This is a genomic window from Georgenia sp. H159 (assembly GCF_035607575.1).
Classification (GTDB): Bacteria; Actinomycetota; Actinomycetes; order Actinomycetales; family Actinomycetaceae; genus Oceanitalea.
The window spans coordinates 54,209-74,750 of the sequence record NZ_JAYDZY010000002.1 but is presented as its reverse complement, the minus strand read 5'-3'; the positions used below and the strand labels follow the sequence as shown (position 1 = coordinate 74,750).

The following is a 20,542-nucleotide window of genomic DNA, read 5'->3' as shown; positions in this document are numbered from 1 at the left end:
CTTCCGGCGAGAGACCAGATCGTGCGCCACGTGCCGGAACAACGTGAAGGGTTCGGTTCTCCATGAGAACCGAACCCTTCACGCCGGGGCCCCCGCCCGGGCCCCTCGTCGGCGCGGGTGATTCCTGCGCCGACAGCTGGAGTTCCTCGCCTACTGGAGCGAGGCGCGCAGCTTCCGCAGCCGCACGAGCGAGGCGTCCTTGCCGAGGATCTCCATCGACTCGAACAGCGGCGGGGACACGCGGCGGCCGGTCACGGCCACCCGCAGCGGCGCGAACGCGAAGCGCGGCTTGATGCCCATGTCCTCGACGAGCACCGCCCGCAGGGCCTCCTGCTGGGCCTCCGGCGAGAAGTCGCTCAGGCCGTCGAGCACATCGATCGACCGGTCGAGCACCTCGGCGGCCTCGGGGCGCAGGGCCGAGGCCGCGTCCTCCTCGACCACGACGTCCTCGTCGCGCACGAACAGGAACCCGAGCATCCCTGGCGCCTCACCCAGCAGCGTCATCCGCTCCTGGACCAGCGGCGCCGCGGCGGTCAGCAGCGCCTGGTGCTCCGGCGAGAGGTCCGCGAAGGACGCTGCCGGCAGCACGCCGGCGTCGTGGAGGTAGGGCACCAGCCGCGCCCGGAAGTCCTCCGGGGCGAGCAGCCGCAGGTGCGCGGCGTTGATCGCCTCGGCCTTCTTGAGGTCGAACTTCGCCGGGTTGGGGTTGACGTCGGCGACGTCGAAGGCCGCGACCATCTCCTCGCGGCTGAAGATGTCGTTGTCCGGGGAGATGGCCCAGCCGAGCAGCGCGAGGTAGTTGAGCAGCCCCTCGGGGATGAACCCGCGCTGGCGGTGGAGGAAGAGGTTGGACTCCGGGTCGCGCTTGGAGAGCTTCTTGTTGCCCTCCCCCATGACGTACGGCAGGTGGCCGAACACCGGCATGACGGAGGCGACGCCGATGTCGAGCAGCGCCCGGTAGAGCACCACCTGGCGCGGGGTGCTCGAGAGGAGGTCCTCCCCGCGCAGCACGTGGGTGATGTTCATCAGGGCGTCGTCGACCGGGTTGACCAGCGTGTACAGCGGCTGGCCGTTGCCGCGGACGATGACGAAGTCCGGCACCGAGCCGCCCTTGAAGGTGACCTCGCCGCGGACGAGGTCGTCGAAGGAGACGTCCTCCTCGGGCATGCGGATGCGCAGCACCGGCTGGCGGCCCTCGGCCCGGTAGGCGGCCTTCTGCTCCTCGGTCAGGGTGCGGTCGTGGCCGTCGTAGCCCAGCTTGGGGTCGCGCCCGGCGGCGCGGTGGCGTGCCTCGATCTCCTCCGGCGTGGAGAAGGACTCGTACGCGTGGCCGGCCTCGAGCAGCCGCCTGGCCACGTCCGCGTACAGCTCCATCCGCTGCGACTGCCGGTACGGCTCGTGCGGGCCGCCGACCTCCACGCCCTCGTCCCAGTCGAGCCCGAGCCAGCGCATCGCGTCGAGGAGCTGCTGGTAGCTCTCCTCGGAGTCGCGGGCGGCGTCGGTGTCCTCGATGCGGAACACGAAGGTCCCACCGACGTGGCGCGCGTAGGCCCAGTTGAACAGGGCGGTGCGGATGAGCCCGACGTGCGGCGTCCCCGTCGGCGAGGGGCAGAAACGGACGCGGACGGCGCCGGAGCGGGCGCCGTCGTCGGCAAGGGCGGGGGCGGAGGAGGTCTCGGTCATGATGAGTCCCAGCCTATAGAGCCTTCGGGTGGACGACGACGACGGTCGCTGCCTGCGCTCCCACCAACGCGCGCGCGACCGGGCGATTGGTCGGAGTGCCGGACGCTTCAGGTGCAGCGCGTCGGGCAGGATCCGGGTCACCACGCCGTCCTACGTCGGACGCTCGTCCGCCGAGCGGTGCCGCTGCTCGTCCGTGCCGGGTCGTTCACCGGTAAGGATCGGTGACCTCGCGCAGCACGGTCAGCGCCTCGCGGAGCCCCGCCGTCAGCTCAGGCCCGAGGTGCTCCGCCCACTCCCGCTCGACGCGCGCGACGATCACCTGCGCACGCCGGGCCGCGGCTCGACCGGCCGGCGTGAACCGGATGAGCCGGGCACGCCCGTCCTGCGGGTCGGGCACCCGCTCGACCACTCCCTTGACCTCCAGCGCGGCGACAAGCACGCTCGCTGTCTGCTTGGTCACCTGCGCCTGGCGAGCCAGGTCCGTAAGCCGGGAACCGCCGTCGCTGATGCGCTGGGCCAGCCGGGCCTGGGCCGGGGTGATGTCGAACCCGGCGTCCTGCATCGCTGTGACGACCCGCTCGTCCATCGCTCGGTAGGAGATGAACATCAGCGTCGCAAGATCCATGGCATCCACCCCTTGACAGCGGTCCGACTCGGAGGAAACTAGTCAGTATTACTGACGATCATATAGGGGTCACCATGAACAGGCTCCCTCCCGTGCGCGTCGCGCGGGCCGGCTCCGCGGCCCGGAGCATCGTCCAGAAGCTCGTCCGGCGCATGGTCCCGCCCGAGATCGGCGTGCTCGAACTGACCTCCGGCTTCATGACGACGCACGCCGTCTACGCCGCCACACGGCTCGGCATCCCGGACACGCTCGTGGCCGGCCCCCGCTCCCCCGCCGACATCGCCACCGAGCTCGAGCTCGACGCCGACGCGACGCACCGCCTCCTCCGGGCCTGCGCGACGTGGGGCGTCTTTCGCGAGGACCCGGACGGCCGTTTCGCCCTGACGCCCCTCGCCGACCGGCTGAGCTCGGGCACCCGCGACTCCATGCGCCCCGTCGTGCTCATGCTCGGCGACCCGGATTACCAGCGGGTGTGGGGCGAGCTCGCCGAGACCGTGCGGACCGGTGATCCGGGCGTCGAGCGGGCGCTCGGCCGGTCCATGTGGGACCTCCTCGCGGAGGACCGGGAGTTCGGCGCGGTGTTCGACGACGCGATGACCCGTCTGTCCGCCCTCGACTGGCCGGCCGTCGCCGCCGTCTATGACTTCACCCGGTTCTCCCGGATCGTCGACGTCGGTGGCGGGCACGGGCAGCTCCTCGCCCTCATGCTCGCCGCTTCCCCGTCGGCCGTAGGCGTACTCCTCGAGCGCACGGCGATGGCCGACGGTGCCACGCGCCTGCTCGGCGACGCCGGCGTGCTCGACCGCTGCCGGTTCGAGGCCGGCTCCTTCTTCGACACGGCGCCCGTGGACGGGGACCTCTACGTCCTGCGCCGCGTGCTCCACGACTACGACGACGACCAGGCAGCCGCAGTCCTGGCCACCCTGCGCCGCCACATGCCGGAGCACGCGACTTTGCTCGTCCTCGAGGGCGTCGTCCCTCCTGGCAACACGCCGCACTTCGCCAAGGCACTCGACCTCGACATGATGCTGTTCGTCGGGGGACGCGAGCGCACCGAGCCGCAGTGGCGCGCCCTCCTGGCCGACGCCGGGTTCCGCACCACGCGAGTCATCCCCACCATCTCGAGCGTCTCGCTCGTCGAAGCCGTCCCAGGCAGGAACCGATGAACACGTTCGCCCAGATCTGCGCCGCGCTGGCCGCGGTCATTGTCATCGCCGTCTCCCCGGCGGAGGTCTTCCTCATCCACCGTCCGCGGGTGCAACGTTTCCTCGGCATCGAGTCGGAGGGCATCGCCAACGTCCACCTGTGGTCGTTCTGCATCGGCGCGCGCAACGCGCTCGTGGGCGTGGGCACGCTCGCCGGGCTGGCGATGGTGAACTTCGGCGACCGGGCGGCGGGAACCGTGCTCGTCGTCGCGTGCCTGGTCTACCTCCTGCTCTCCTCGCTGTTCATGGCCCTGGCCGACGCCCTCGGCTACTGGTTACCGCGTGGGGGAAGCATCAGGGGGACCATCGCCTCCTCGGTGCTGCCCGCAGCAGCCCTCCTCGCCGTCGCCGTCTGAGCGAGGAGGACGACGTCGCACCCTCCGCGCCGTGGCCGTCACCGTTCCCGGTTCCCGTCCCGCGTCAGCGACCCTGCGGGACGGCGGCGATGAGGCCCTGCTCGAGCAGGTCGGTCCACAGGGCGTCCGGGATCTCGGCCGACGCGTGCGCGACGGCGGCGGTGACCTCGTCCGGGTGACGCGCACCGACGAGGACGGTGGTGACGGCGGGATGCCCGGCGGCGAACTGGACGGCGGCCGCGGGAACGGCGACACCGTGGGCCCGGCAGATGTCGTAGAGCCGGCGCACCCGTGCCACCACGGAGTCGGGGGCGGGCGCGTACTCGTACACGACGTCGTCGGGCATGGTGGCCGACGCGAGCGCACCGGAGTTGTAGACCCCGGCGGCGACGACGTCCACTCCTCGCCCGAGGCACAGCGGGAGGAGGTGCTCGGCCGCCGGCTGCTCCAGGAGGGTGTAGCGGTTGGCGCAGATGACCTCGTCCAGGTCCGCCTCGCGCACGCACCGCACCAGGACGTCGAGGTCGCCCGACCCCACACCGACCCGCCGCACCAGGCCCTCCTCACGGAGCCGGACGAGGGCGGGCAGCGCGCGGGCGATGCCCTCGTCCACGTCGTAGGCCTCGGGGTCGTGCAGGTACAGGGTGTCCACGTGGTCGAGGCCGAGCCGCTCGAGCGAGTCCTCCAGGCTGCGGCGGACGCCGGCGTCGCTCGGGTCCCACCGACGGCGCAGCGTGGCGGGCACGGCGAACGCGTCATCCAGCTGCCCGTGACGGTATCCGGAGTTGGGTTCCAGGACGCGCCCGACCTTGGTCGAGACGGTGAGCTCGTCGCGCGCCGCGCCGATCTCGCGCAGGGCCCGGCCCAGGCGCTCCTCCGCCAGGCCCAGCCCGTAGTGCGGGGCCGTGTCGACGTGGCGGATGCCCAGCTCCCAGGCCGCGCGGACGGTCGCGAGCGCCTGCTCCTCCGGGACCGCGGTGAACAGGTTCCCGAGCGGGCCGGTGCCCAGGCCCAGGCGCGTGGCTCCGCCGTCGTCGGTGGTCCCGAAGGTCATGATGGGCCAGCCTGGAGAGGAGCGGGTCGGGCCGCGGCCCGGCGGTGGACGACCACCGCGGGCACGAGCAGGAGCGCGAGGACCCCGCCGGCCAGGGCGAGCCCCGCGAAGCTCGTACCGGCGACGACGACGCCGGACATGGCGCCGCCGCCCGCCCCGCCGAGCGCGATGAGCACGTCGACGGCGCCCTGGGTGCGGGCGCGGTTCTCCGGGACTGTGGCGTCGACGACGAGCGCCGTCCCGGTGATGACGCCGACGTTCCAGCCGAGCCCGAGCAGCGCCAGCGCGAGGATGAGGAGGCCGAGCGAGTCGCCGGGCGCGACCGCTGCCGTCACACCGGCGAGCAGCAGGATGACGCCGGAGGCCACGGCCATGGGCACCCGGCCGACCTTGTCGACCAGCGCGCCGGTGAGGGGCGAGGGCAGGAACATCGCGCCGACGTGGACGCCGATGACCAGGCCCACCGCCCCGAGGGCGTGCCCGTGGGCGCGCATGTGCACCGGCGTCATCGTCATGATCGCGACCATGGCCACCTGGGTCAGCAGCATCACCGTCGCCCCGACGGCAACGCCGGCGCCGGTGCCCCGTGGGGGCTCGGACTCGGGCGCCGTCGTCGTCGCGGCCAGGTGACGGGCGACGAGGAACGGGTCGGGTCGCAGCAGCGCGACGAGCACGGCCCCGGCCGCGAGGAAGGCCGCCCCGGCGAGGAGGAACGGTCCGGCCAGCGGTGGGATGCCGAGGGTGGTGGCGAAGCGGCCGAGCGGCTCGACGAGGTTCGGCCCGGCGACCGCACCGAACGTCGTGGAGACCAGCGCGACGCTGATGGCCTTGCCCCGCTCCGCGGGCAGCGCCAGGTCGGTGCCCGCGTAGCGCGCCTGCAGGTTGGTGGCCGTCCCGGCGCCGTAGACGAACAGGGACGCGAACAGCAGCACGACGTTCGCGGTCACGGCGGCGAGCACCACCCCGGCCGCACCGAGCCCGCCCGCGGCGAACCCGGCGCCCAGCCCGACGCGGCGACCGGCCCGCTGGGACAGCCGCCCGACGAGGAAGGCGGAGAGCGCCGAGCCCAGGGTGAACAGGCCGACCGGCAGGCCGGCCAGGCTGCTGGTGCCGAGCATCTCCTCCGCGAGCAGGGCACCCACGGTGATCCCCGCGGCGAGCCCCGCCCCGCCCAGCACCTGGCTGACGACGACGACCGTCAGCACGCGCTTCTGCAGCGCCCGCCGCGCCGAGTCGTCGCGGGCCAGGAGGTCCGCGACGTCCCCGACGTCCGGTCGCGTCACGACGACTCCCTCAGCCCGCGGCCTCGGCCACCCGGCGCAGCTTGGCGACGTAGTCCGCCCACCACTGCTCGCCACCGCCGGGCAGGTTCGTCGCGCCGACCCGCAGCCCGGCCGCGCCGTCGATCTGCTCGCGGACGATGTCGGCGTGCCCCGCGTGGCGGGAGGTCTCCGCGAGGACGTGGACGAGGATGCGCTGCAGCGTCACGTCGCCGTTGCCCCACCACGGCACGTGCCCCGGCGCCTCGAGGTCGAGCGCGGTGATCGTCTCGTCCGCGTGCGCGCAGGCCTGGCGGTAGAGCTCGATGATCGACTCGGCGGACTCCTCCTCGGTCGCCCACATGTCCGCGTTGTCCTCGGCGTCCTCCGCCATCCACGGCAGGTCGACGGGACGCGGCCGACCGAAGGTCTCCCCGAAGTAGTCGAACTCGATCCCGGCGAGGTGCTTGACAAGGCCGAGGAGGTTGGTACCGGTGGGCGTGTGCGGCCAGCGCAGGTCACGCTCGGACAGGCCCTGCACCTTCCACAGCACGGCCTCGCGGGCCTCGCGGAGGTAGAGGTGGAGCGTGTCCTTCGGGTCGGTCATGAATTCTCCAGAGGTGGACCACGACGCCGGGCTCGACGTCGTCGTCATCCTCCCGCCGGAGGTAGGCATCCCGTCAACGGATAAACGGGCGGCGCCGCGCAACAACTCCGCTCTCGGCGGGAGAGGGAGGGGCGACGCGCGCGTCCCCCCTTCTCGCCGAGAGCGGAGTTGTTGCGGGTCACTCGACGGGGATGATGACGCCCTGGTACTCCTCCTCGATGAACTGGTCCATCTCGTCGGAGGTGAGGAGCTCGTAGAGCGTCGCGACGCGCGGGTCGTCGGCCAGCTCGGCGCGGGTGGACAGCACGTTGTAGTACTCGCTGTCGCTCTCCTCGGCGAGGATCATCTTGTCCTCGCTCAGCCCGGCGGGCAGCGCGAACGCGGCGGTGACGATGGCGGCGTCCTGGTCGTCGACGGCCTGCGGGAGGGTGGCGTTCTCGATCTCGACGAACTCGATGTCGCGCGGGTTGTCGGTGATGTCGCCGATGGTGATCGGCTCCTCGGTGACCTCGATGAGGCCGTGCGCGGCGAGCAGCTTGAGGGCCCTGCCCTCGTTCGTCGGGTCGTTCGGGATGGCGATCGAGGCGCCGTCGGGCAGGTCGTCCAGCGAGGCGTAGTCGTTGGAGTACAGGCCCATGCGCGGCAGGTAGACCTCGCCGACGGAGATGAGGTCCTCCCCGCTCGCCTCGTTGTAGGTCTCCATGAACGTCGTGTTCTGGAAGAGGTTGGCGTCGATGTCACCGTCGGTGAGCGCGGGGTTCGGCGTGTTGTAGTCGCTGAACTCGACGAACTCGACGGTCAGCCCCTCCTCGGCGGCGAGCTCCTCGGACACGAACCGGAGCATGTCGCCCGCGGGGACCGCCAGGGCTCCCACGCGGATGGTGTCGGAGTCGGCGCCGGAGGTCGCGCCGTCGTCGTCCCCTCCCCCGCCGCAGGCAGCGAGGGCGAGGGCCGTGACGACGGCGATGGGCAGGGTGCGGGTGATGCGCATGGAACTTCCTTCTAGCGGTGGGAGGCGCGTCGGGCGACGTGGTTCCCGATGGACTGGAGGATCTGGACGAGGAGGACGAGGAGCACGACGACGACGAGCATGTACTCGAGGCTGTAGCGCTGGTACCCGTAGCGGAAGGCCACGTCGCCGAGCCCGCCGCCACCGACGGCGCCGACCATCGCGGAGTAGCCGATGAGGCCGACGACGGTGGTCGACAGGCCCAGGGTCAGCGCGGGCACGGCCTCGGCGAGGAGCACCTTGAACATGATCGTGCGCTTCGTCGCCCCGAGGGAGACGGCAGCGTCGACGACCCCGCGCGGCACCTCGCGGATGGCGATCTCGACGAGGCGCGCGAAGAACGGGATGCCGGCGATCGTCAGCGGCACGATCGACGCCGTCGGGCCGATGAAGGACCCGACGACGAAACGGGTGAACGGGATGAGCAGGAACATGAGGATGATGAACGGGATCGAGCGCCCGATGTTGACGACGACGTCCAGCACCCGGTTGAGCACCCTGCCCAGCGCCCGCGAGCCGAACGGCTTGGCGTACAGGCCGCCCGCCTCCGTCGTCACGAGCAGCAGCCCGATGGCGATGCCGACGACGACGACGATCGCGAGCGACGCGAAGACCATGTAGAGCGTCTCCCACGTCGCCTCGGTGACGATGGCGATGAGGTCGGACCAGAAGTCCGGGTCGTTGCGGTCGATCACCGGACCACCTCCACGAAGAGCCCCTGCGAGCGCAGGTAGCCGAGGGCCGTCTCGACCTGCTCGCCCGTGCCCGGGATCTCCAGGCGCGTGCGGCCGGTCTGGGTGCCGTCATGGATCGTCTCGATCGCGGCACCGAGGATGGCGACGTCCAGGCCGTGCTCACGGGAGAGGCGGGCGATGACGGGCTCGGAGGACGTCTGCTTGGTAAAGGTGATGTCGACGATGCGGGTGCCCCGCTCGGGCGGCAGCTCCCCCAGCTGGAACAGCTCGGCGGCCAGCCGCGAGCGCGGGGTGGTGAGCAGCTCCTCCATCTCGCCGCGCTCAAGGATCCGGCCGTTCTCCATGAGGGCGGCGGAGTCGCAGATGCGCTTGATGACGTCCATCTCGTGGGTGATGAGCAGGACCGTGAGGCCCAGCTCGCGACTGAGCCTGCGGATGAGGTCGAGGACCGAGCGGGTGGTCTCGGGGTCGAGCGCCGAGGTGGCCTCGTCGGAGAGCAGGACGCCGGGGCTGTCGGCGAGGGCGCGCGCGATGCCGACGCGCTGCTTCTGCCCGCCGGAGAGCTGGGCCGGGTAGGCGCCGGCGCGGTCGGCGAGGCCCACGAGGTCGAGGATCTCCTGCGCGCGCTGACGGCGGGCGGCGCGGCCCGCGCCGGTGATCTCCAGGGCGAGCTCGACGTTGCCCTGAGCGGTGCGCGAGCTGAGGAGGTTGAAGTGCTGGAAGATCATCCCGGCCCGACGGCGGGCCTCGCGCAGCTCCCGGCCGCGCAGCTCGGAGATGGTGCGGCCGTCGACCGTCACCGTGCCGGAGTCCGGCTTCTCCAGGGCGTTGACGGTCCGGATGAGCGTCGACTTGCCCGCGCCCGACTGGCCCACGATCCCGAAGATCTCCCCCGGCTCGACGCGGAGGTTCACGTGGTCGAGCGCATGGACCTCGCCGCGTGAGGTGCGGAAGGTCTTCGACACGTCCTCAAGGTCGATCAACGGGCCTCCTGGGTCTGGTGGCGGCGCACGGCTCGCGGGGTGTGCTCGCGGTGGACCACTGACAAGGGTCCGGGCGCGAGGCGGTCCCGTCCAGTCAGAGAGACGCCCGTCTCGTGATGCGGACATCCGGAGGTGCAGGCCATTGTCCCGCCCTCGGCTGGGCCGTGGAAAAAAGGGGCCTCAGCGCCGAGCCCGGCGAGCTCTCCTCCCCGATCGTGCTCCATGACCTCCCCGGTTCTCCTCACTCAGCACTGTTGGACCGAGGGTCTCGGAGGAGAACCGGGAGCCCAGCGCCGAGGTCGCTACGCCGCGGAGAGCCGGCTATCGACCATCTCCACCGCCCGGTCGCAGTGGGTCAGCACGTCGTGGGCGTGGGACCGGCACGACGGCGCTCCCCCGCTCGTGGGGCGGGAGCGGTCCGGAGCTCGACGACCTCGCGGCTCTGCTTCCGGCCGAGCGCTGCCGTCGGCGAGGATCGCGGAGCGAGGTAAGGGGTAGACCCCTCAAGGCCGCCGCCGCGCAGTGATGGTGCCAATCGTCAGCGCGAGGCTCGCAGCGATCAGCGTCGTGCTCATGCCGACCAGAACGGCCCTACCCTGCCCCGCGCCAGTGCTGAGCATGGTGAAGTAGACACTGCCCGTGATGGCCACGCCCAGGGCGGCCCCCACCCGTTGGCCCGTGGTGATGACGGCCCCGCCGATCCCCGCTCGCCATCCCGGGACGTTCGACAGGGTCTGGACCTGGTTGGGAGAGACCACCAAGCCGTTCCCGACCCCCACGATCAGGAGGAAGAGAGCGAGACGCCACTCCCCGGCGGCTGTGATGTCCGCCGTCAGGAGCGAGGCGATCCCCGCCAAGCCGAGCAGGATGGCAGCAAATCCTGTGAGGACTACACGGTTGCCGAAGCGGTGCACCGCGGTGCCACCGATGGGCGAGGCGACGGCCGCGCCGATCGCCAGCGGGCTGAGAATGACGCCGGCGACGAGTGGGGAGTGGCCCAACCCGTTCTGCAGGTAGAGCGTCAGGGTGAAGATGAAGCCGGTTGACCCCACGAAGAACAGGAACGCCAACAGAACGCCGACGCCGTAACCGGGGAGGCGGAAGAGCGCGAGGTCCAGCAGCACTGGACCACCACGACGGGCAAGACGCTGTTCCCACAACAAGAACGCCGCCGCGAACATGGCGCCGAGGACGAACAGAAGGGTGAGTACGGGGGTCGCGAGCTGCCGCAGCTGGACGAGCGGGAAGAGCATGGCCAACGTCGCCAGACCGAGCAGGAGGATCCCCCACGGGTCCTGCCCCCGGTCGGCGTTGCGCCGACGACGCCCTTCGGGGAGCAGGCGGATCGCCAGGAGCATGGCGGTGATACCGATGGGCGCGTTGACGAAGAAGACCCATCGCCACCCCTGAGGGCCGGGTGCCGCCTGCAGGATGAGGCCGCCGACGAGTGGCCCGATAGCGCTCGAGACCGCGATCACCGTGCCGAGAAGCCCAAAGGCACGACCGCGGGCACGACCGCGGAACAGGTCCTGGATGATGCCTGAGACCTGCGGATTGAGCACGCCGCCCCCGACCCCCTGGAAGAGGCGTGCCAGCACGAGAGCCCCGGCACTGGTCGCGAAGCCGGCCAGGATGCTCCCGGCGGTGAAAATGCCCACCCCGACGATGAACATGGTCCGGCGCCCATAGATGTCGCCGATGCGCCCGCTCGGTATCAGGACGAGGCCCAGTGCGAGGGAGTAGCCGGCGACTATCCACTGCAGGTGCGCCTGCGTGGCTCCGAGCCCGGTTTCGATAGATGGCAGCGCGACATTGACGATGTTGGCGTCGAGGAGCGACATGAAGCTAGCCGTGAGGCAGACGGCCAGCGAGACCCACCGCCGCCCTTCGCTGCCCATCTGGTCCTCACTCTCGGTCGATTCGCGCGCACCGCAGAGCTCCTTCGCCCGTGGACGTCGCAGTGACCTTGCACACTATCCAAATTGAATTTAAGATCTAGTTGGCCGGCGCGGTCGGAGCGCTCCGACACGGCGGCCGACTGCAGCACACGAGGACGTGGGCCCCTGCCCGAGTCGTCGGGTACTGAGAACCGAACGGTCGTGAGTGTCAGCGGTGTGCGCCCGCGGGGTAGCTGCCGGCGGCAGGGCGGCCGAGGCGAGGGACGTCATAGGAGTCGTCTCGATCCCAATCACTAAGGAGCGATTGTGCCGAAGTCAATAATCCGCGCCGGATGGCGTGGGGGCCGTCGTCGCGGACGACTGGTGGGAGTCGCCGCGGTGGCCGCAATGGCCCTCGCAGCGTGTAGCTCCGACGGCGACACCGAAGGCGAGACGGATCCCGAGGCGGAGGGGGCGGGAGGTGATGGCGTAGCCGTCATCGTCACCGACGCCGACCCGGAGACGCTCAACCCGGGCATGACGACGTCGAACCAGACGCTCGACGTTTCGGCGAAGATCTTCGAGGCACTGATCTGGATCGACCCCGACGGCCAGCCACAGCCACTGCTCGCCGAGGACTGGCAGGTCTCCGATGACGAGCTCGTCTACACCTTCACCTTGCGTGACGACGTGACCTGGCATGACGGTGAGCCGTTCACCTCCGCGGACGTCAAGTGGACTATCGAGGAGGGCATGCCGAACAACTCCCGCGCTCAGGGTGTCATCGAGCAGATCGCGTCGGTGGAGGCACCGGCGGACGACGAGGTCGTCATCACGCTCAACGAGCCCTACGCGCCGCTCCTCCAGCAGCTCAAGGTCTTCGACCTGCCGATCCTGCCGAAGCACGTCTTCGAGGGCGGGGACCTGGCGAACCATGACGCGAACCGCGAGCCCGTCGGGACCGGGCCGTTCCAGTTCTCCAGCTGGGACCCGGGGCGCTCTCTGACACTGGTGGCGAACGAGGACTACTGGGACGACGGCAAGCCCCAGCTGTCAGAGCTGATCTACCAGATCGTCCCGGACGCGGCGAACCGTTCTGCAGGACTCGAGACCGGTGAGTACGACTTCGTCGGAGCCTTCTACCTGCCCCGCGCGGACGTCGAACGTCTCGATTCCCTCGACAGCGTCGAGGTCCGCCGGCAGACCACGATTCCTTCGTTGCACTTCGTGCAGTTCAACCATGAGAACGAGTACCTCGGGAACGTCGAGGTCCGCCAGGCGATCGCGCAGGCGATCGACCGGCCCCGCATCGTCGAACAAGCGATGTCGGGACTCGGCCTGCCGGCCGTGGGCTCCTTCGGCGAAGGCTTCCCGTGGCTGGTCAACGAGGATGTCTCCTACGACTCCCTCTACCCCCTGGACCCGACTGCGGCGAAGGAGCGGCTTGACGCGGCCGGCGTCCCCGAGGGCACGACGTTCCGCCTCACCTACGACGCCGCTAAGCCGCAGTTCCAGGCCGCGTCACAGATCATCCGGGACGACCTGAGTGCCCTGGGCATCGAGGTGATCATCGAACCGTTCGAGACGTCGGTGTACCGGGACGTCGTCTACGCCCAGCGTGACTTCGACATGGCGTTGCAGTCGTTCACGTCAAGTGGTGACCCGGCGATCGGCTATCACCGGATCTACCGGACGAACGACACGAACGACCCGAACGTCAACGCCACGGGCTACTCGAACGCCGAGGTCGACGAGCTCCTCGCGCAGGCCGAGACCGTGAGCGACCTTGAGGAACGCGGTGAGTTCTACAAGCAGGCGCAAGCCATCCTCAACGAGGACGTCCCCACGCTCATCCTCTACGACGAGCTGCAGGCCGATGCCATGAGCACGCGGTTGGAAGGGCTGTTCGCCGGCGTCAACCCCGTGGACCGCTGGGGTGAGGTGTCCGTAACCGACTAGTCCGGCCGGCGGGTTGGCCGGCTCGGTTCACCAGCCGGCCAACCCGCCGCTGCGCCCAGCTGACTTTTCGAGAGGTTTTCACATGCGCCTTGGGTGGATCCCACTCTTCACCGCGAAGAGGTTGCTGTACGCAATCCCGCTCGTGCTCGGCGTCATCATCATCAACTTCCTCCTCATCCAGCTCGCACCGGGTGACCCGGCGACCGTCCTCGTCGGTGACTTCCCCGTGCCCGAGGAGTACCTCGAGCGGATCCGAGCCGAGTACGGGTTGGACAAATCGGTCTTCGAGCAGCTGGTGACCTACCTGAGCCAGGTCCTCCAGGGCAACCTCGGGATGTCCTTCTCCAAGCGTCAGGATGTACTCACCCTGCTCCTCGAGCGGGCGCCGGCGACGCTGAAGCTCACGCTCAGCGCGATGCTCCTCGCCATGATCGTCGGCGTCATCCTCGGTGTAGTCGCCGCGCACTACCGGGGCCGTGCTCCCGACACGTCGGCGCAGGTGACCACGCTGCTGGGTTTCTCGGTGCCGGAGTTCTGGCTGGGGCAGATCCTCATCCTGCTATTCGCGGTCACCCTCGGCTGGCTGCCCCTGGGCGGGGACGCGCCGGTCCGTGGGGACGGCGGTGTCCCGTGGAACCTCGACTACCTGGCGCTCCCGGCGATCGCACTCTCGTTCCGGTACGTCGCCCTCATCGCCCGCATGACCCGTTCGAGCCTGCTCGAGGTGAACAGTGCTGACTTCGTGACGGCCGCTCGTTCCCGCGGACTGTCCGAATCCCTCATCCTGCGCTGGCACACGCTGAAGAACGCCGCGCCTCCGGTAGTCACGGTGATCGGCTACAACTTCGGCTTCATCCTCGCGGGTTCGGTCATGGTGGAGACCGTCTTCGGCTGGCCCGGGATCGGGCGGCTGCTGTACGAGTCCATCACGGCCCGCGACTATCCGGTCATGACGGCGATCCTCCTCGTGATCTCCGTGACCGTCGTGATCGCGAATGTCCTCACCGACATCGTGCACGCCCTCCTCGACCCGCGGCTGGAGAGAACATGAGCGCGCCGACCCTGTACGAGGCCCACTCGAGCGCCGACACGGCGGGGATGGCCAAGCGCGAGAACCCCTTCGGCGAGTTCTGGTACCGGTTCTCGCGGAACAAGGCGGCAGTGATCTGCCTCGCCTTCGTCGTGGGGACGATCATTGTTGCGACGCTGGCCACGTGGATCTCGCCCTACGACCCGATGAGCGGTGTCGGACCTGCTCAGCTGCCCCCCTTCTCGCCGGATCACCCCCTGGGTACCGACCACTTGGGCCGGGACATGCTCTCGCAGGTGATCCACGGGGCGAGGGTGTCGCTGCTGGTCGGGTTCGTCGTGGCTGCTGCGGCAACGCTGATCGGCGTCGTCATCGGCGCGGTCGCCGGCTACTACGGGTCGTGGGTGGACAACGTCCTCATGCGGGTGACGGAGTTCTTCCAGACCCTGCCGCGGCTGGTGCTCGCCCTGATCATCGTGGCGCTCTTCGGCAGCGGACTGACCAAGCTCATCATCGTCATCGCGATCCTCTCCTGGCCCCAGACCGCGCGCGTCGTGCGGTCGGGTTTCCGGACCTTACGGTCGGCCGCCTTCGTCGACGCCGCACGCGTGAGTGGAGTCCCCGCCTGGCGCATCATCGCCAGAGAGATTCTGCCCAACGTCCTGGCCCCGGTGGTGGTCGTCGCGTCGTTGGACGTCGCGACCGCGATCCTCACCGAGGCGTCGCTGAGCTTCTTCGGTCTCGGTGACCCGAACGTCGTCTCGTGGGGCGGCATGCTCCAACAGGCCCAGCAGTACCTGCGATCCGCATGGTGGATGGCCGTCTTTCCGGGTGTGGCGATCGCGCTGGTGGTGCTCGCCTTCAACGTGCTCGGTGACGGACTCAACGATGCGCTCAACCCACGACTGAAGGACAAGGGCTGATGAGCGAGAACGGTGTCAACTTGCTCGAGCTGCGTGACCTGTCCGTCGCGGTCAGATCTCGTCGTGGCCCCATCACCCTGGTAGACCGCGTCTCACTGAAGATCGGCGAGGGCGAGATCATCGGGCTCGTCGGCGAGTCCGGATGCGGCAAGTCGATGACCGCAGCGGCCATCGGCCGCCTATTCCCCACGACTGCGGCCTACATCTCCGGCGGTGAGGTGCTCCTGGACGGCACCGGTGACCTCACCGACCTCAGCGACCGTCAGTTCCGCAAGGTCCGCGGAGCTCGTATCGGCATGGTCTTTCAGGACCCCTCAACCTACCTCGACCCCCTGATGACGGTCGGGCGTCAGGTGGGCGAGGCACTCCAGATGCACGGGTACCGGGGCGATCACCAGGCCCGCATCGTGGAGCTGCTGGGCCTCATGGGGCTACCGGATGCGGCTCAGCTCGCCACACGCTACCCGCACGAGCTCTCCGGCGGGCAGCGGCAACGCGTGCTCATCGCCGCCGCGCTCGCCGGTGAACCGGACCTCCTCATCGCCGACGAGCCGTCCACCGCGCTCGACGTCACGGTCCAGGCCGAGATCCTCGTGCTGCTGCGTGACCTGCGCGACCGACTCGGACTGAGCATCCTCATGATCACCCACGACCTTGGCGTCGTGGCCCAGATGTGCGATCGCGTCTATGTCATGTACGCCGGCAGAGTCGTCGAGGCGCGGGATGTTCAGGAAATCTTCGACGACCCCCGGCACCCGTACACCCTCGGTCTGCTCGCAGGCACCCTCTCCCCCGAGCTGGAGGAGCAAGAGCTTTTCGCGATCCCTGGGAGGGTGCCCGACCCGCGGGCGATGCCCGAGGGCTGCCGGTTCCACCCGAGGTGCCCGCTCGCGGTCGCACAGTGCCGTGAGCAGCAACCCCCGGAAATGCCGCTCGCCACGGGGTTCAGTGCCTGCTGGCGGTACGACGACCCCCGCCTGCCCGAGACATGGCGACTGCCCGAAGAGGACCTGCTGCCGATCGAGGATGCCGCGGAAGAAGTGGAGGCGAACGATGAGCGGTAACGAGACCGGCACACAGCTCGCGGCCGAGGACGTGTTCCGCACGTTCAAGGTCAACGCCAAGGGCCGACGCAGGGCACTGCTGACCGCGGTCAACGGCGTCTCCCTCAGCATCGGACCGGCCGAGACGGTCGCCCTGGTCGGGGAGTCGGGGTCGGGTAAGTCGACCCTGGGCCGCATGATGCTGGGGCTGGACGAGCCCACGACGGGGCGGATCGTGTACGGGGGCCAGGACGTCGGGTCCCTCGACAGGGCGCAGTGGCGGCGATTCCGCCGCGAGGTCCAGGTGGTCTTCCAGGACACCGGCTCGTCGCTGAACCCTCGCCGAAGCATCGGCGACTCGGTGGCGATGCCGTTGCGGTACAACCTCGGTCTGGACCGCCGGGCCGTGCAGGGACGGGTCGGGGAGCTCCTGGAGACCGTCGGGCTACCCCCGGGAACATTCATGCATCGCAGCCCCCTCGAACTTTCCGGCGGTCAGCGTCAGCGCGTGTCCATCGCCCGTGCGCTGGCCTCGGAGCCGCGGTTCATCATCGCTGATGAGGCCGTGTCGGCACTCGACGTGTCAGTGCGAGCCCAGGTGCTCAAGGTGATGAAAGAGATCCAGCACTCCCGGCAGCTCTCCTACCTGTTCATATCCCATGACCTCGGAGTCGTCCGCGCCATCGCCGACCGCGTCGTGGTGATGTATCTCGGCGAGATCGTCGAAGCCGGACCCGCATCGGTCGTGATGAAACGCCCCGCGCACCCCTACACCCGCAGCCTTCTCGCGGCAGCGCCCCGGCCGGACCCCTCCGCCCGCACCCTGATCAAACCGCACGTGACCGGCGAGATCCCCTCCCCGATCGATCCCCCGTCGGGGTGTCGATTCCACACCCGGTGCCCCCTGGCCACCGACCTGTGCGCGACGACGGTCCCTCCGGCCGTGCAGTTCGACGACGGATCGAGCTCCGCCTGCCACTTCGCCACGGACGTGCGGGCCGGGCTGGGACCGTGGGACTCGTCCACCGCGGCCGAGACCACGCGCGCGGACAAGGGAGTGAGCAGCACACCGTGAAGAACGAACTGGTCCGGTTGCGTCGGGAGATCCACCGGCACGCGGAACTGCCGTTCCTGGAGGTGGCCACAGCTTCATTGGTGCTGCGCGAGCTGGCCGACCTGCCAGTCCGAACGCGCGTCGGCCGTGACGCGATGGACCGAACGAGCGTCGTGGACTACCCCACCGCCGCGCAGTTGCAGGAGGCAGCTGAGCGCGCCATCGCCGCCGGGTTCGACAGTGCCACGGCGACCGCCACGGCCGCCGACGGAACGGCAGTCATCGTCGACATACCGGGCAACCGCCCCGGCCCCACGTGGGCGCTGAGATTCGACATGGACGGACTCCCGATCCAGGAGTCGAACTCCGACGACCACCTCCCCGCCCGGGAGGGCTTCGCTTCGCGCACCGCAGCGATGCACGCCTGCGGACACGACGGCCATACAGCCATCGGTATCGTGCTCGCGCGACTGCTGAGCGACGGCAACTTCCCCGGCAACGTGCGGATCCTCTTCCAGCCGGCGGAGGAGGGCGCGCGCGGCGCAGCCGCGATGATTCGTGCGGGCGCACTCGACGGCGTGGACCGGTTCCTGGCGCTGCACCTGGGGCACTCCCTGCCGGCGGGCCTGGCCGTGGGGACCGGCGTAGGCGTGCAGGCGACGGTCAAGTACCGGGTGACGTTCGCCGGGGTCGAGGCGCATGCCGCAGGTGCTCCGCAGGAAGGTCGCAACGCCCTCGCCGCCGCTGCGACGACGATCCTGCACGTTCTGGCCCTGCCCAGGTCCAGCAAGGCCACCACCAACGCCAACATTGGTACGGTCCACGGAGGAACGGCCACCAACATCGTGCCGGCGAGCTGCGTCATCACCGGAGAGGTGCGATCCGACTCCGGCGACACCTGTGAGGACCTCCTGGCGCGTGTCCGCAGCATCGTGGCCGGAGCGGCCCAGACGTGGGGCGTCGCCGCCGACCTTGAGATCACCGCGGAGTCGACCACCCTGGAGTCTGACGATGAACTCGTCGACGAGGTCGTGTCCGCGGCTCGCCGACTCTTCGGCGAGGCCGGAGCTCAGCGCACCGCGCTCATGGCCGCCAGCGACGACGCCACCATCTTCGCCCGAGAGGTGCAGCGCGCGGGCGGTCTCGCAACCTACGTGATGGTCGGCGGTGCCAACCGCTACCCGCACCACCATCCACTGTTCGACATCGATGAGGCAAGCCTTGAGCCTGCCGTGCGATGGCTCGATGACATCATCCGGTCCGCTGACGATCAGGCGTCGGAGTGACCCAGCCCCTGACGACGAGGAAGCTCCTCGGATCGCTTCTGCTCCTGCTTCTCGTCGGACTGAACCTGCGCCTGTCGCTCGCGGGCTTCACCCCACTCGTCCCGTTCATTCAGGAGGAGCTCAGCCTGTCGAGTTCCACCCTCGGGCTGGCCACCGGTGCGGCGGTGATCATGTTCGGTGTCATGGCGCCGGTGACGCCGGTGCTCGTCACCCGGTTCGGGCCCGACCACGTGCTTGCGGCCGGGTTGGTAACCATCTGTGCTGGCACAGGCATGCGGTTCGTGTGGACCTTCGCGGGCATGGTGCTCATCGGGGCTGGCATCGGCCTCATGAATGTCGTCCTGCCGGCCATCATCAAACGCGACCACCCTCACCGGATGGCGGTGGCGACCGCGGTCTACACCTCGGCGTTGAATGTCGGGTCCGCGGCGGCGGCCTCGAGCGCGGTACCACTGGCCGAAGGTTTGGGCAGCTGGCGCGGCGCGGCACTCATCACCGGACTCCCGGCCCTCGTCGCACTGGTGGTCTGGGTGGGTTACCACGGCAGGGGACGAGGTCCTGCGGCTCCCCGCCCGATGACGCTCGGCGGACGCCTCTGGCGCAGTGCGCTGGCCTGGCAAGTGACGGCGTTCATGGCGCTGCAATCCGTGCTCTACTACGTCGTGCTGGCGTGGCTCCCGACGATCTACACCGATGCGGGAATGACGGCCGCCGGCGCCGGCGCCGTACTCGCCGTCGCCCAGGTGGGCCAGCTGATCGGCTGCATCGCGACCCCCATCCTGCTCAGGGGGCGCAGTGACCTCCGAGCGGTATCGAGCGGATTCGCGCTGCTCACCCTCGTGGCCTTCCTCGGCTTCGTCACCGCCCCCACGGTGGCGCCCTTCAGCTTTGGGATCATCCTGGGGGTCGGTCAGGGTGGTGCACTGGTGTGCGCGCTCCTGCTTATCGGGTTGCGGTCACCGGATGCCAGAACCGCGAGCAGTCTCTCGGGAATGTCCCAGAGTGTGGGCTACATCCTCGCGGCAGCCGGCCCGCCCCTCGCGGGCCTACTCTTCGACGTGTCGGGCAGTTGGACGACACCCTTGCTGATCATGTGCGCCCTGTGCGTGGTCGAGGTCGGAGTGGGATCGGCTGCCGGGCGAGACCGGGCGCTCGCCCCGGTCGCCGACGATGCGACTGCCACGCGCGGGCGCGACCCGCATCTGGAGGCCTCGACATGACACCTCAGATCAAACTGCGCACCTACTCCCAGCAGGCCTACCTCTCGCTCCGGCAGATGATCCTGGCCGGAGAGATCCCGCAAGGCACGAAGCTGACCGTCCGGATCCTCGCCGAGCGCCTCGGGCTGTCGCCCACACCGATCAAGTCAGCACTGGCGGGGCTCGAGCGCGAGGGGCTCATCGTCAGCTCCGCCCATCGTGGCTACTCGGTGCCGCGTGCCGAGCCGGCCGACGTCGCCCATGCCTTCGAACTGCTGCAGCTGATGGACATTTTCGCCGCACGGAAGATCGCCCAGAGCCGTCACCGGGCGTCGTCCCTCGATCGGCTTGAACGCTACGTCGACGACGCGCTCAGTGATCAACCACATCCTGGGCGATGGGAGATGGACTTCCACCGCCTCCTGTGGGACGAGACGGGCAATCCTCGCCTCATCCAGTTCGCCGACAACCTGCGAGGTCTGATCCTCATCGCCTGCGGCGGAGTCCTCGACGTCCCCAACCGCAGGGAGTTCATCCACGTCGAGCACCAACAGATGGTCAAGGCGATGCGCACCGGCGACGTCGATCGTGTCACCGAGCTGCACCACACCCACTTCCAGGACCTTGCCCACTCGGTGAACGCACGCCTCTTCCCCGAACTCGCGGGGGCCGACCTGACGATTCAAGAGGGCTGA

19 protein-coding genes are annotated in these 20,542 nt (G+C 69.6%); 10 read left to right on the top strand and 9 right to left on the bottom strand.

Annotation, left to right across the window (positions count from 1 at the left end; genetic code table 11):
* Nucleotides 1-150 precede the first annotated feature (150 nt).
* Both gltX and VR894_RS04365 read right to left on the bottom strand, forming a co-directional pair.
* The gene (gltX, locus tag VR894_RS04370) at nt 151-1,683 is read right to left on the bottom strand and encodes a glutamate--tRNA ligase (protein WP_324650123.1); all 1,533 of its coding nucleotides are present in this window, start codon (nt 1,681-1,683) and stop codon (nt 151-153) included.
* Between the two features lie 205 nt (nt 1,684-1,888).
* Nucleotides 1,889-2,308, bottom strand: coding sequence for a MarR family winged helix-turn-helix transcriptional regulator (locus VR894_RS04365; RefSeq protein WP_324650122.1), 420 nt, complete (start codon nt 2,306-2,308; stop codon nt 1,889-1,891).
* A 74-nt stretch (nt 2,309-2,382) separates the two neighbouring features.
* On the opposite strand from VR894_RS04365, the gene VR894_RS04360 reads away from it, so the two are divergent.
* Nucleotides 2,383-3,474, top strand: a complete 1,092-nt coding sequence (locus tag VR894_RS04360) for a methyltransferase (protein ID WP_324650121.1) — start codon at nt 2,383-2,385, stop codon at nt 3,472-3,474.
* Nucleotides 3,471-3,869 carry a DUF1304 family protein gene (locus VR894_RS04355; protein WP_324650120.1) on the top strand — a complete coding sequence of 133 codons (399 nt, stop codon included), beginning with the start codon at nt 3,471-3,473 and terminating at the stop codon, nt 3,867-3,869. The genes VR894_RS04360 and VR894_RS04355 overlap by 4 nt, the downstream gene beginning before the upstream one ends.
* A 64-nt stretch (nt 3,870-3,933) precedes the next feature.
* Here the strand turns inward: VR894_RS04355 and VR894_RS04350 are convergent, their stop codons facing one another.
* The 7 genes from VR894_RS04350 to VR894_RS04320 form a co-directional block, all read right to left on the bottom strand.
* Nucleotides 3,934-4,923, bottom strand: a complete 990-nt coding sequence (locus tag VR894_RS04350) for an aldo/keto reductase (RefSeq protein WP_324650119.1) — start codon at nt 4,921-4,923, stop codon at nt 3,934-3,936.
* Complete coding sequence (locus VR894_RS04345; protein ID WP_324650118.1) at nt 4,920-6,206, bottom strand: MFS transporter; 1,287 nt, start codon at nt 6,204-6,206, stop codon at nt 4,920-4,922. Before VR894_RS04345 ends, VR894_RS04350 begins: the two co-directional genes overlap by 4 nt.
* Nucleotides 6,207-6,216: 10 nt before the next feature.
* Nucleotides 6,217-6,789 carry a DinB family protein gene (locus VR894_RS04340; RefSeq protein ID WP_324650117.1) on the bottom strand — a complete coding sequence of 191 codons (573 nt, stop codon included), beginning with the start codon at nt 6,787-6,789 and terminating at the stop codon, nt 6,217-6,219.
* 178 nt (nt 6,790-6,967) lie between these two features.
* Nucleotides 6,968-7,780 carry a MetQ/NlpA family ABC transporter substrate-binding protein gene (locus tag VR894_RS04335; RefSeq protein ID WP_324650116.1) on the bottom strand — a complete coding sequence of 271 codons (813 nt, stop codon included), beginning with the start codon at nt 7,778-7,780 and terminating at the stop codon, nt 6,968-6,970.
* Nucleotides 7,781-7,791: 11 nt separating this feature from the next.
* Nucleotides 7,792-8,493 carry a methionine ABC transporter permease gene (locus tag VR894_RS04330; RefSeq protein WP_324650115.1) on the bottom strand — a complete coding sequence of 234 codons (702 nt, stop codon included), beginning with the start codon at nt 8,491-8,493 and terminating at the stop codon, nt 7,792-7,794.
* Nucleotides 8,490-9,476 (bottom strand): methionine ABC transporter ATP-binding protein, encoded by a 987-nt coding sequence (locus tag VR894_RS04325; RefSeq protein ID WP_324650114.1) that lies wholly within the window; start codon nt 9,474-9,476, stop codon nt 8,490-8,492. Before VR894_RS04325 ends, VR894_RS04330 begins: the two co-directional genes overlap by 4 nt.
* Before the next feature lie 503 nt (nt 9,477-9,979).
* Nucleotides 9,980-11,374 (bottom strand): MFS transporter, encoded by a 1,395-nt coding sequence (locus tag VR894_RS04320; RefSeq protein ID WP_324650113.1) that lies wholly within the window; start codon nt 11,372-11,374, stop codon nt 9,980-9,982.
* A 387-nt stretch (nt 11,375-11,761) separates the two neighbouring features.
* Between VR894_RS04320 and VR894_RS04315 the strand changes: the two genes are divergently transcribed.
* From VR894_RS04315 to VR894_RS04280, 8 genes are all read left to right on the top strand, one after another.
* Complete coding sequence (locus VR894_RS04315) at nt 11,762-13,312, top strand: ABC transporter substrate-binding protein (protein ID WP_324650112.1); 1,551 nt, start codon at nt 11,762-11,764, stop codon at nt 13,310-13,312.
* Nucleotides 13,313-13,394: 82 nt separating this feature from the next.
* Entirely contained in the window at nt 13,395-14,363 is a 969-nt protein-coding gene (locus VR894_RS04310) for an ABC transporter permease (protein WP_324650111.1), read from the top strand.
* Nucleotides 14,360-15,265 carry an ABC transporter permease gene (locus VR894_RS04305; RefSeq protein WP_324650110.1) on the top strand — a complete coding sequence of 302 codons (906 nt, stop codon included), beginning with the start codon at nt 14,360-14,362 and terminating at the stop codon, nt 15,263-15,265. Before VR894_RS04310 ends, VR894_RS04305 begins: the two co-directional genes overlap by 4 nt.
* Nucleotides 15,265-16,329, top strand: coding sequence for an ABC transporter ATP-binding protein (locus VR894_RS04300; RefSeq protein WP_324650109.1), 1,065 nt, complete (start codon nt 15,265-15,267; stop codon nt 16,327-16,329). Before VR894_RS04305 ends, VR894_RS04300 begins: the two co-directional genes overlap by 1 nt.
* On the top strand, nt 16,319-17,383 hold the full coding sequence (locus VR894_RS04295; protein WP_324650108.1) for an ABC transporter ATP-binding protein: 1,065 nt from the start codon (nt 16,319-16,321) through the stop codon (nt 17,381-17,383). Before VR894_RS04300 ends, VR894_RS04295 begins: the two co-directional genes overlap by 11 nt.
* On the top strand, nt 17,380-18,648 hold the full coding sequence (locus VR894_RS04290) for an amidohydrolase (protein WP_324650107.1): 1,269 nt from the start codon (nt 17,380-17,382) through the stop codon (nt 18,646-18,648). Before VR894_RS04295 ends, VR894_RS04290 begins: the two co-directional genes overlap by 4 nt.
* Complete coding sequence (locus VR894_RS04285; protein ID WP_324650106.1) at nt 18,645-19,868, top strand: MFS transporter; 1,224 nt, start codon at nt 18,645-18,647, stop codon at nt 19,866-19,868. Before VR894_RS04290 ends, VR894_RS04285 begins: the two co-directional genes overlap by 4 nt.
* Nucleotides 19,865-20,542, top strand: coding sequence for a GntR family transcriptional regulator (locus VR894_RS04280; RefSeq protein WP_324650105.1), 678 nt, complete (start codon nt 19,865-19,867; stop codon nt 20,540-20,542). Before VR894_RS04285 ends, VR894_RS04280 begins: the two co-directional genes overlap by 4 nt.

Coding starts and splice junctions, on each gene's coding strand:
- gltX (WP_324650123.1), bottom strand. CDS start 1,683: ATGACCGAGACCTCCTCCGCCCCCGCCCTTGCCGACGACGGCGCCCGC.
- VR894_RS04365 (WP_324650122.1), bottom strand. CDS start 2,308: ATGGATCTTGCGACGCTGATGTTCATCTCCTACCGAGCGATGGACGAG.
- VR894_RS04360 (WP_324650121.1), top strand. CDS start 2,383: ATGAACAGGCTCCCTCCCGTGCGCGTCGCGCGGGCCGGCTCCGCGGCC.
- VR894_RS04355 (WP_324650120.1), top strand. CDS start 3,471: ATGAACACGTTCGCCCAGATCTGCGCCGCGCTGGCCGCGGTCATTGTC.
- VR894_RS04350 (WP_324650119.1), bottom strand. CDS start 4,923: ATGACCTTCGGGACCACCGACGACGGCGGAGCCACGCGCCTGGGCCTG.
- VR894_RS04340 (WP_324650117.1), bottom strand. CDS start 6,789: ATGACCGACCCGAAGGACACGCTCCACCTCTACCTCCGCGAGGCCCGC.
- VR894_RS04335 (WP_324650116.1), bottom strand. CDS start 7,780: ATGCGCATCACCCGCACCCTGCCCATCGCCGTCGTCACGGCCCTCGCC.
- VR894_RS04320 (WP_324650113.1), bottom strand. CDS start 11,374: ATGGGCAGCGAAGGGCGGCGGTGGGTCTCGCTGGCCGTCTGCCTCACG.
- VR894_RS04315 (WP_324650112.1), top strand. CDS start 11,762: ATGGCCCTCGCAGCGTGTAGCTCCGACGGCGACACCGAAGGCGAGACG.
- VR894_RS04310 (WP_324650111.1), top strand. CDS start 13,395: ATGCGCCTTGGGTGGATCCCACTCTTCACCGCGAAGAGGTTGCTGTAC.
- VR894_RS04305 (WP_324650110.1), top strand. CDS start 14,360: ATGAGCGCGCCGACCCTGTACGAGGCCCACTCGAGCGCCGACACGGCG.
- VR894_RS04300 (WP_324650109.1), top strand. CDS start 15,265: ATGAGCGAGAACGGTGTCAACTTGCTCGAGCTGCGTGACCTGTCCGTC.
- VR894_RS04295 (WP_324650108.1), top strand. CDS start 16,319: ATGAGCGGTAACGAGACCGGCACACAGCTCGCGGCCGAGGACGTGTTC.
- VR894_RS04280 (WP_324650105.1), top strand. CDS start 19,865: ATGACACCTCAGATCAAACTGCGCACCTACTCCCAGCAGGCCTACCTC.